Here is a 9285-nt window from a genome sequence, read left to right as displayed (position 1 = left end):
ATCGCCGAAAATGCCCTAACCGCGACACCAAGGGACCAAAAAGAAAAAACCCCCGCGTCCGAAACGCGGGGGTTTGAATTCAGAAAGCCGGGCTTTCTTATTCTTCGTCTGCGGCCTCTTCGGCGGCAACGCGGGCTTTGTCAGCCGCGCCTTTGGCGTCCAGATCACGATCAACGAATTCGATGATCGCCATCGGTGCCATGTCGCCGTAGCGGAAGCCAGCTTTCAGGATACGGACATAACCGCCCTGACGCTCGGCGTAGCGGGGACCCAGGATTTCGAACAGCTTTGCGACGTATTGGTCTTCTTTCAGCTGCGATGCGGCCTGACGGCGGGCGTGCAAATCGCCGCGCTTGCCCAGGGTGATCAGTTTTTCAACGATCGGGCGCAGTTCTTTTGCTTTGGGCAGAGTTGTTTTGATCTGCTCATGTTCGATGAGCGAGCCAGCCATGTTTGCAAACAGAGCCTTACGGTGCTCATGAGTACGGTTCAGGCGGCGGTAACCACGTGCGTGACGCATTTTCTAGTTCCTTCTTCAGCGTTTTGCTTTGTCTGGCCGGCGATGCGTGTCACCGGCTCTCCTTGGGGCGGAAGTGCCCGTTTTGTCCCCGGCAGCCCGGGCATTGGGGAAGACGCGCTTAAAACGCGTCTTCGAATTTCTTCGCCAGATCTTCGATGTTGTCAGGCGGCCAGTCCTCGACATCCATGCCGAGGTGCAGACCCATGCCGGACAGCACTTCCTTGATCTCGTTCAGCGACTTGCGGCCGAAGTTCGGGGTGCGCAGCATCTCGGCTTCGGTTTTCTGGATCAGGTCGCCGATGTAAACGATGTTGTCGTTCTTCAGGCAGTTTGCCGAACGGACCGACAGTTCCAGCTCGTCTACTTTTTTCAGCAGCAGCGGGTTGAATTCCAGACCATCGTCTTCGTCCTGGCGACCAGCCGCTTCGGGCTCGTCGAAGTTGACGAAGATTGACAGCTGATCCTGCAGGATACGTGCGGCAAAAGCCAGCGCGTCTTCCGGCGTGATCGAACCATCGGTTTCGATCTTCAGGGTCAGCTTGTCATAGTCCAGTACCTGACCTTCGCGGGTTGGCTGAACGTCGTAGGCAACCTTTTTGACCGGCGAATAGATCGCGTCGATCGGGATCAGACCGATAGGCGCGTCTTCCGGTTTGTTCTTCTCAGCCGAAACATAGCCCTTACCGGTGTTGACGGTCAGTTCCATGAACAGGTCGGCGCCATCGTCCAGGTGACAGATGACGTGATCGCGGTTCAGAACCTCGATACCAGCGCTTTCGCTGATGTCACCGGCGGTAACAACTGCAGGGCCTTTGGCATTGATCGACAGGCGTTTGGGGCCTTCGACTTCCATACGCAGGGCAACCTGCTTGAGGTTCAGGATGATGTCAGTGACGTCTTCGCGAACGCCAGCGACGCTCGAGAACTCGTGCAATACGTTGTCGATCTGGACGCTGGTGATGGCCGCACCTTGCAGCGAGCTCATCAGAACGCGGCGTAGCGCGTTGCCCAAGGTCAGACCAAAGCCACGCTCCAGCGGTTCAGCAACCAAGGTAGCCTGACGCGCTGGGTCGTTGCCCGGCTTGCCATCCAGCTGTGTCGGCTTGATCAATTCAGCCCAATTCTTATGGATCATGTAATCCCTCCATTCCTGTCCGCGCCCCATGACCAACAAGGTGCAGACGCCCGAGGTTCAAAATGACGTGCTGGGGCCGTGCGAAAACACAGCCCCAGCTCAATTCAAAATCGCTTAGACGCGGCGGCGCTTCGGCGGGCGGCAACCGTTGTGAGCAATCGGTGTCACGTCACGGATCGACGTGATGTTGAAGCCCACAGCAGCCAGTGCGCGCAGAGCCGATTCACGACCAGAGCCAGGGCCCTGAACTTCGACTTCCAGCGTCTTGACACCGTGATCCTGCGCCTTCTTGCCTGCATCTTCTGCAGCCATCTGAGCGGCGTAAGGTGTCGATTTACGCGAACCTTTGAAACCCATGGTTCCTGCTGAAGACCATGCAATAGCGTTGCCTTGCACGTCCGAGATCAGGATCTTGGTGTTGTTGAAGGTCGAATTCACGTGGGCGACGCCCGATGCGATATTCTTGCGCTCTTTTTTCTTGGTACGAGTCTTTTCGCGTGCCATCAGTCAGACCCTCCTTATTTCTTCTTACCAGCAATGGCCTTTGCGGGGCCTTTGCGGGTACGAGCATTGGTGTGGGTACGCTGACCGCGAACGGGCAGGTTACGACGGTGACGCAGACCGCGGTAGCAGCCCAGGTCCATCAGGCGCTTGACGTTCATCTGAACTTCGCGGCGCAGGTCACCTTCAACGGTGAAGTTTGCGTCGATATGTTCGCGGATGGCCAGAACTTCGGCGTCGGACAGTTCATTGACGCGACGGGTCGCGTCGATGCCTACGGCTTCGCAGATCGCTTTGGCCGAAGTGTTTCCGATACCGGTGATATATGTGAGGGCGATAGGTACCCGCTTTGCAGTCGGGATGTTTACGCCGGCAATACGTGCCACGTGTCACTTTCCTTTTTTGTTGCGGTTCCGTAGCTCCGGAACCTTTTTTCACAACACTCGATCTTGGCAGTGACGCCAGAGGATCCAGTATTATTCGAGGTGGTCGGGGCATCCGGAACGAATCCCGCATGCGGTCGTGATTCCCGTTAGGGATGGGGGTCGATATGGGCTTTTCCCGCTCAGGTCAAGGGCAGAAATGGATCAGCCGTTTCCGACGTCGACGCCACCATCCAAAACCTGCGAAATCTCGTTTTGAACGGCGTCGATTTCACCCAGGCCGTCAACCCAGGACAGGTTGCCCTTGGCATAGTAATAGCCGATCAGCATCGAGGTCTTTTTGTAGTACTCCATCAGACGGGTCTTGAGGCTTTCCTCATTATCATCGGCGCGGCGTTTAAAGTCGTTTTCCTTGCCACAGTTGGAGCATTTTCCATCGGCAGGGATCGGCTTGGTGATGTCATTGTAGACCTCGCCGCAGCCTCCACAGGTCGAGCGGGCGGTGATCCGTTCGACCAGCGCGTCATCGTTGACTTCCATCGCGATGACCGCATCCAGCGTTTCGCTGGTGCTGTTCAGCAGATCTCCCAACGCGTCAGCCTGTGCCAGCGTGCGCGGGAATCCGTCGAAGATGAAACCGCCCTTGGCACCCTGTTCCAGCTTTTCACGGATCAGGCCGATGACGATCTCGTCGGTTACCAGTTCACCTTTGGCCATCACCTCGGCGACGCGGTTGCCCATTTCGGTCCCGCTGTCCTTGGCTTCTCGTAGCATGTCACCGGTGCTCAGTTGCACCATACCACGCGTTTCAACCAGATGACGCGCTTGCGTTCCTTTACCCGCACCCGGCGGGCCCAACAAAATGATGTTCATCGACGAGCGGGTCCCTTCCTGCCGCGTTTCTTGCTTTTACCGCGCAGCTGGGACTTTTCGATAAGCCCTTCGTATTGATGCGCCAGCAAATGGCTCTGCACCTGCTGGATCGTGTCCATGGTCACAGAGACGATAATCAGAACCGAGGTGCCGCCGAAGTAGAACGGGATGGCGAATTGGTTCCGCAGAATTTCAGGCAGCAGACATACCAGCGCCAGATAGGCCGAACCCAGAACCAGCACGCGGTTGACCACGTATTCCAGATACTCGGCGGTTTTCTTGCCGGGGCGAATGCCGGGCACAAAACCGTTCTGCTTTTTCAGGTTGTCCGCAACATCATCCGGTTTGAACGAGACATTGAAGGTGTAGAAATAGGCGAAGAACACGATCATCGACGCGAAGAACAGCAGATACAGCGGCTGGCCGGGGCCAAAATTGGCCAGCAGCCACGACATGACCGGACCGTTTGTGGCACCCGAAGAGAAGGTCGAGATCGTTACCGGCAGCAACAGCAAAGAGCTGGCAAAAATCGCCGGGATAACGCCCGCCGGGTTCACCTTGACTGGCAGGTGGCTGGAGCCGCCCTCGTATACCTTCATACCGGCCTGACGGCGCGGGTATTGAATGTGGATCTTACGCAGCGCGCGTTCCATGAACACCACGAAGGTGATGACCACGATAACCATGACGATCACACCGATAATCACGGCGGGGCTGATTGCACCAGAGCGACCGGACGCAAAGAACTGCGCCAGAGCGGCCGGAACCTCGGCAATGATGCCGACGAAGATGATCAGAGAGATACCGTTGCCGATGCCGCGCGCGGTGATCTGTTCACCCAGCCACATCAGGAACATCGTACCGCCAACCAGAGTGATCATGGTCGACATGCGGAAGAAAAGCCCAGGATCGGTGGCCAGATCGCCCGATTCCAGCGAAACCGCCAGACCATAGGCCTGAACAGTGGCCAGTGCCACGGTGCCGAAACGGGTGTACTGGTTGATTTTCTTGCGCCCCTGCTCGCCCTCTTTTTTGAGTTGTTCGAGCGCGGGAACCATGGATGTCAGCAGTTGCACGATGATCGAGGCTGAAATGTAAGGCATGATGCCGAGGGCAAAGATACCCATCCGCCCCAGCGCCCCGCCGGTGAACATCGAAACCATGCCGCCGATGCCCTGCCCCGCTTGCTCCATGAACTCGCGCAGTGCTTGTCCGTCAATCCCCGGCACCGGAATGAAGGTGCCCAGACGATAGACGATCAGCAATGCAAGCGTGAACAGGATGCGGTTGCGCAGATCGGTGGCTTTACCAAGGGCAGACCAGCTTGTGTTGGCTGCCATTTGTTCTGCTGCTGATACCATAAATCGGTCTCTCTTATGAAAACACCGCCCGGAACCGTTTTCCGGCTCGGGCGGCGTCTTGGAAAACTCTGAGGTCTATGTAAGCGGGTCTTGGCCCGCTCACAAGCGCTTACTCTGCCGCAGCAGCTTTTGTGACCGTAAGTGAGCCGCCCGCTTTCTCAACTGCTTCAACAGCAGCCTTCGAAGCACCGGTGACTTCCAGGTTCAATTTGGCGCTGATTTCGCCTTTGGCCAGAACGCGGATACCGTCCAGCTTGCGACGAACAAGACCGGAGGCAACCAGCGCATCCTCGGTGATCGCAGCTTTGGCGTCCAGCTTGCCGGCGTCGACGAATTTCTGGATCAGGCCCAGGTTGATAACGGCGAATGCCTTGCGGTTCGGCTTGTTGAAGCCACGCTTGGGCAGACGCTGGTACAAAGGCATCTGACCGCCTTCATAGCCATTGATGGCCACACCCGAACGGGATTTCTGGCCTTTGATACCACGGCCACCCATTTTACCTTTGCCGGAACCCGGACCACGGCCAACGCGGGTGCGTTTCGGTGTGGCGCCAGGATTGTCGCGCAATTCGTTCAGTTTCATTTCGCTTCTCCTAAGCCGGAAATGACCCGCGAAGCGTGATGGGTCAGACACGGCATTTCTTGGTTTTGATTCGTATGGCGCAAAGCCACCGCAGGCGTATAGGACTGTTGGGACAAGTTGGCAAGCCCGCAGCCCCTATACGTCATTCGTCAGACACGTCGGCAAGGTCTTCCGTTGCGGCTTTTTTCTGCAAGGGTGCTGCGTGCGGGTCGATCCCATGCTTTTCGACCAGCCGGCCAACCATGCTTTCCGGATGTGGGATTCCGTTGAACCGATTGAGTATGAACGAACGCATGCGACGGCCATAGAAATGGATCGACATGGTGTTCTCGGTAAGGAACCGCTCGGCATTTCCGTTGGATCGTACCATTGCCCGCCGAGCCCTGTAGGTTACAGGGTACAAAACGTCTTGGGGCTGCGAAAAACGAGCCTCGTTATTGTCCCTCAAAAGCCAGGTCAGGGCGCGTGGGCCCCAAATACCCCACGGCATATCGCTTGCGTGTGGCGTTTCACCAGCCAAAGCCATGTCAATAAGCGGTCGGCGTTGCTTGGGCGACAGCCAATGCGGAATGCGATAAGGATTATTGGTGTAGTCGATCAAATCATACAGCGTTGCGCTGTCCGCAGGCAAAGCCAACACCCCACCGTTGATTTCGTGCGCGGCTAGCCAGCCATGCAAATGACCGTTTTCAGTTGTAAAGGGTTTGACGCAATACGCGTCGGTATCGGCCCAGATTATGTCCGGCACTTTCGCCAACATCTGGACGCGAAACTTGTCGGAATGCAGAGCGGGACTGCCCGTGCGCTTGTGTAGGATCACCTCATCATCTGCCAGTACTTCCCGCGCGTCACGCACTTCGACACCCTCAGGGATGTTTGTGACCGGCCCGTAAGTATAAAGGCGGACATGTTGGCCGACATCCAGAAAGGACTTGATGCACAACTGCTCGAGAAAGCTAAGTGGGCCTTCAATCCAAAGCATGCCAACCTGATACTCTTTCACCGGCTCCGGCCCTTCGTGTTGTTCTTGGTTACGGCACCGACAGGTGCCCTATCGCGTATTTGGCCCATTTCCCGCTAGGTCGCAACGGTTGGGGCGAAATTCCTGTCGACTGTGCCAAGAGCACCCCGGAATCAAAAGAGACGCCCTCAGGCGTCTCTTGATCAGGTTGTCGGTAAGGTCACGAACAATAAACGTGGTCCCGAGCGATGTCCTTTATATCGCAGCGGCGAACGCCGATGTCGTCCAGTTCACGATCTGTCAGACTCTGCAATTCCGAATAAGTCTGATCATACTGAGCACGCAGGGCATTTGCCTCTTTGACGCGCTCGAAAAAGTTCGCGATGCGGGCGCTCAGGCCAAAGCCGTCGCGGGAATATGTTGCTGTGTGAGCCATGATGTATTTCCTTTCTCTGCCCGGGGCGAATTCCCCGGAAACTGTTTGCGTTCCTTGTTTGGACAGGGCTGAGATAGGCCCGGGCGATATCGCTAACAACCGAAGTTTCGGTCTAGCCGTTATGCATCTATTGAATAGCTGAGCAGCGGGTCGCGCTGCTGTGAGACCAATTGCATGGGAGTAAGCGGCGGCTACTGGTGCAGCTACTATCCCGCACGCCTTCTGCGGGCAGTCATCGCCCGGCCGTCGCGTATACTCAACCCCATCAAAGTGAGGTTAGTGGCACCAGCGAGCAACTCAACGACCTGCACAGCGTAGAAACTGATGTCAAAGGAACCAGCGCTCGCTTTCGCGTTCAGGAAGATTGCAGCGGGAACAAGGATCAACAGACCGTTCATCGCGATGATCGGCATTCGCTTCTTCTTGGCTAGCGCCGGTGCGTCCTTGCGTCGACGCCCAAGGGACATGCCGGATGCACCCACGATCACCATCGCGGGCACAAGGATAAACAGCCCGCTGACGATCATGGACTTTACGGCCGCGACAGTCGCATGGGTCGCAAACAATTCGCTGTACAAAGTGGATGTCCAGAACATGAATATTGTCAGGAATCCTATTTTACCGGCGATGGGGTGAATTGATTTTATCATGTGCCTACTCCGCTTTTGGCATCAGGCGACGCAGTGGTTTTCGACTGTGAGCTTTCTTAGAAGATGTGGACGCGCCACGGCGCTTTCGGGATAGTCTGCGATTCGACGCTGGAACTCTGGGTGGGTGAAGGCGTCGCGAAAGCTTTTGACGTCCTGCCAGATCGCGTAGTTCACGAAAGTCGAACTGCCAGCGATCCCCTGATGAAGCTGAGTCGATATATATCCTGACTGGGACTTCATGAAGTCAGCATCATGTGCCCAGGCCTTCAACAGCGCCTCTTCGTCTTTCGCGTCCACTGTAAATATGTTGATCAGCACCACAGGGCCTTCCTCGGCCTGCATCTGATCAGCCAGTGTGACGACCTTATCCATCTCTTCGATATGAGCCATTTCGATTCCTTTCCATTCTTTTGTATAGCTTGCTATATATTATTGCATAGCTTGCTATTCAAGTGTAAATCTCAAGCATGGATTTCGAAAAAGAGAACTCGGCCGGATATCTGGTCAATCACATGGCGCGATTGTTCGCGAAAGAGCTGCAGCACCACATTGCGCCTTTGGGCATCGTTGTTGGACAGTTCCCAGTCTTGCTGGAGCTATGGCTCAAAGACGGGGTCACCCAAAAGGATCTGCTGGCCAGAATTGACGTCGAACAAGCGACCCTGGCCAACACACTCAACCGTATGGAGCGCGACGGCTTGATCAAAAGAACGAAAAACCCCGCTGACGCCAGGGCCCAGTTGATCTGGTTAACCGAAAAGGCCGCCGCACTTAGAAACAGCGCCTATGAGTCGGCCCAGAACGTGAATTCCCAAGCCATGCAGGTTCTGACTGAGCCTGAGCGGGCGCAGTTCATGGACTATATGCGGCGGGTAATAAGCGGAATACGTTCAAGTTGAACTAAAACCACATCGGGTGAGGCGACAGCCAACACTGCCCTCAAACAAAAAAACGCCCCCGAACTGATCGGAGGCGTTTCTAGCTCTTAGAAGCAAGGCGCTTAGCCGCGCTCTTCGATGATCTCAACCAGATGCGGGATCTTGTTGACCATGCCGCGGACCGAGGGGGTATCCTCAAGCTCGCGGGTTTTGTGCATCTTGTTCAGGCCCAGGCCGATCAGAGTTGCGCGCTGCTCAGCGGGGCGACGGATCGGGGAACCGATTTGCTTGACGACGATGGTTTTTGCCATGGGTCGCTCTCCTTATGCTTCTGCTTCAGCAGCAGCTGGTGCTTCGTCCCGCTTGGGCAGGATGTCAGCAACCTTTTTGCCACGACGCTGTGCAACCGAACGCGGGCTCTGCTCTTTCTGCAGGCCGTTGATGGTGGCACGGATCATGTTGTACGGGTTCTGCGAGCCCAGCGACTTGGACACAACGTCCTTTACGCCCAGCATTTCGAACACGGCACGCATCGGACCACCGGCGATGATACCGGTACCTTCAGGTGCGCTGCGCATAACCACTTTACCGGCGCCATGACGGCCTTCGATGTCGTGGTGCAGGGTACGACCTTCGCGCAGTTGCACGCGGATCATCTGACGCTTAGCTTGTTCAGTCGCTTTGCGGATGGCTTCAGGTACTTCTTTCGCCTTACCTTTGCCAAAGCCGACGCGGCCTTTCTGATCGCCTACGACCACCAGAGCGGCGAAGCCAAAGCGCTTACCACCTTTTACGGTTTTCGATACGCGGTTGATCGCAACCAGACGATCTGCGAATTCCGGAGTTTCGTCGCGGTCACGTCCACGGCCCCGGCGGTTATCACGTTCTGCCATTTTGGCATCCCTTTTCTTTGGTGACGCTTGCGGCGTCGTTTGTTCAATCCAAGTGGGCCCCGGCATTGCCAAGGCCCCCGGATCATCGGGGCGGATCGAAACCCGCCCGCA

Annotated in this window: 14 protein-coding genes; 1 reads left to right on the top strand and 13 read right to left on the bottom strand. The window is 56.3% G+C overall.

Features of this window, described 5'->3' with window-relative positions:
* Window positions 1-97 precede the first annotated feature (97 nt).
* The 11 genes from rplQ to AC2FJE_RS08500 form a co-directional block, all read right to left on the bottom strand.
* Window positions 98-520 (bottom strand): 50S ribosomal protein L17, encoded by a 423-nt coding sequence (rplQ, locus tag AC2FJE_RS08550; protein WP_120633899.1) that lies wholly within the window; start codon window positions 518-520, stop codon window positions 98-100.
* Window positions 521-638: 118 nt separating this feature from the next.
* Window positions 639-1655, bottom strand: coding sequence for a DNA-directed RNA polymerase subunit alpha (locus AC2FJE_RS08545; protein WP_058272456.1), 1017 nt, complete (start codon window positions 1653-1655; stop codon window positions 639-641).
* Between the two features lie 114 nt (window positions 1656-1769).
* Window positions 1770-2159, bottom strand: coding sequence for a 30S ribosomal protein S11 (rpsK, locus tag AC2FJE_RS08540; protein ID WP_037311698.1), 390 nt, complete (start codon window positions 2157-2159; stop codon window positions 1770-1772).
* 14 nt (window positions 2160-2173) lie between these two features.
* Window positions 2174-2542: a 30S ribosomal protein S13 gene (gene rpsM / locus AC2FJE_RS08535; RefSeq protein WP_058272383.1), complete on the bottom strand. Its 369-nt coding sequence runs from the start codon at window positions 2540-2542 to the stop codon at window positions 2174-2176.
* A 201-nt stretch (window positions 2543-2743) separates the two neighbouring features.
* On the bottom strand, window positions 2744-3412 hold the full coding sequence (locus AC2FJE_RS08530) for an adenylate kinase (RefSeq protein ID WP_282171059.1): 669 nt from the start codon (window positions 3410-3412) through the stop codon (window positions 2744-2746).
* Window positions 3409-4773 (bottom strand): preprotein translocase subunit SecY, encoded by a 1365-nt coding sequence (gene secY / locus AC2FJE_RS08525; protein WP_058276180.1) that lies wholly within the window; start codon window positions 4771-4773, stop codon window positions 3409-3411. Before secY ends, AC2FJE_RS08530 begins: the two co-directional genes overlap by 4 nt.
* 109 nt (window positions 4774-4882) lie before the next feature.
* The gene (rplO, locus tag AC2FJE_RS08520) at window positions 4883-5356 is read right to left on the bottom strand and encodes a 50S ribosomal protein L15 (RefSeq protein ID WP_058272380.1); all 474 of its coding nucleotides are present in this window, start codon (window positions 5354-5356) and stop codon (window positions 4883-4885) included.
* Between the two features lie 142 nt (window positions 5357-5498).
* Window positions 5499-6338 (bottom strand): hypothetical protein, encoded by an 840-nt coding sequence (locus AC2FJE_RS08515; RefSeq protein ID WP_282171058.1) that lies wholly within the window; start codon window positions 6336-6338, stop codon window positions 5499-5501.
* Between the two features lie 199 nt (window positions 6339-6537).
* Window positions 6538-6753, bottom strand: a complete 216-nt coding sequence (locus AC2FJE_RS08510) for a DUF1127 domain-containing protein (RefSeq protein WP_108861242.1) — start codon at window positions 6751-6753, stop codon at window positions 6538-6540.
* Between the two features lie 206 nt (window positions 6754-6959).
* On the bottom strand, window positions 6960-7403 hold the full coding sequence (locus tag AC2FJE_RS08505) for a hypothetical protein (RefSeq protein WP_496755693.1): 444 nt from the start codon (window positions 7401-7403) through the stop codon (window positions 6960-6962).
* Window positions 7404-7424: 21 nt separating this feature from the next.
* Window positions 7425-7793, bottom strand: a complete 369-nt coding sequence (locus tag AC2FJE_RS08500) for an antibiotic biosynthesis monooxygenase family protein (RefSeq protein ID WP_496755694.1) — start codon at window positions 7791-7793, stop codon at window positions 7425-7427.
* 77 nt (window positions 7794-7870) lie between these two features.
* Here AC2FJE_RS08500 and AC2FJE_RS08495 point away from each other — a divergent pair, with 77 nt between their 5' ends.
* Window positions 7871-8302 (top strand): MarR family winged helix-turn-helix transcriptional regulator, encoded by a 432-nt coding sequence (locus AC2FJE_RS08495; RefSeq protein WP_496755695.1) that lies wholly within the window; start codon window positions 7871-7873, stop codon window positions 8300-8302.
* 101 nt (window positions 8303-8403) lie between these two features.
* On the opposite strand, the gene rpmD is transcribed toward AC2FJE_RS08495, so the two are convergent.
* Window positions 8404-8592: a 50S ribosomal protein L30 gene (gene rpmD / locus AC2FJE_RS08490; protein ID WP_008757946.1), complete on the bottom strand. Its 189-nt coding sequence runs from the start codon at window positions 8590-8592 to the stop codon at window positions 8404-8406.
* Window positions 8593-8604: 12 nt separating this feature from the next.
* Window positions 8605-9174 (bottom strand): 30S ribosomal protein S5, encoded by a 570-nt coding sequence (gene rpsE, locus AC2FJE_RS08485; RefSeq protein WP_058272455.1) that lies wholly within the window; start codon window positions 9172-9174, stop codon window positions 8605-8607.
* Window positions 9175-9285 lie beyond the last annotated feature (111 nt).

This window comes from Ruegeria sp. CDSC002 (genome assembly GCF_059610905.1).
Note: the sequence above shows the minus strand (reverse complement) of the source record. Positions and strands in the feature narration are given on the sequence as shown.

Bases quoted from the DNA above. Each gene is read 5' to 3' on its own strand.
- AC2FJE_RS08500 (WP_496755694.1), bottom strand. From the start codon at position 7,793: ATGGCTCATATCGAAGAGATGGATAAGGTCGTCACACTGGCTGATCAG.
- rpmD (WP_008757946.1), bottom strand. From the start codon at position 8,592: ATGGCAAAAACCATCGTCGTCAAGCAAATCGGTTCCCCGATCCGTCGC.
- AC2FJE_RS08515 (WP_282171058.1), bottom strand. From the start codon at position 6,338: ATGCTTTGGATTGAAGGCCCACTTAGCTTTCTCGAGCAGTTGTGCATC.
- AC2FJE_RS08505 (WP_496755693.1), bottom strand. From the start codon at position 7,403: ATGATAAAATCAATTCACCCCATCGCCGGTAAAATAGGATTCCTGACA.
- AC2FJE_RS08530 (WP_282171059.1), bottom strand. From the start codon at position 3,412: ATGAACATCATTTTGTTGGGCCCGCCGGGTGCGGGTAAAGGAACGCAA.
- rpsE (WP_058272455.1), bottom strand. From the start codon at position 9,174: ATGGCAGAACGTGATAACCGCCGGGGCCGTGGACGTGACCGCGACGAA.
- AC2FJE_RS08510 (WP_108861242.1), bottom strand. From the start codon at position 6,753: ATGGCTCACACAGCAACATATTCCCGCGACGGCTTTGGCCTGAGCGCC.
- secY (WP_058276180.1), bottom strand. From the start codon at position 4,773: ATGGTATCAGCAGCAGAACAAATGGCAGCCAACACAAGCTGGTCTGCC.
- AC2FJE_RS08495 (WP_496755695.1), top strand. From the start codon at position 7,871: ATGGATTTCGAAAAAGAGAACTCGGCCGGATATCTGGTCAATCACATG.
- rpsK (WP_037311698.1), bottom strand. From the start codon at position 2,159: ATGGCACGCGAAAAGACTCGTACCAAGAAAAAAGAGCGCAAGAATATC.
- AC2FJE_RS08545 (WP_058272456.1), bottom strand. From the start codon at position 1,655: ATGATCCATAAGAATTGGGCTGAATTGATCAAGCCGACACAGCTGGAT.
- rplO (WP_058272380.1), bottom strand. From the start codon at position 5,356: ATGAAACTGAACGAATTGCGCGACAATCCTGGCGCCACACCGAAACGC.
- rplQ (WP_120633899.1), bottom strand. From the start codon at position 520: ATGCGTCACGCACGTGGTTACCGCCGCCTGAACCGTACTCATGAGCAC.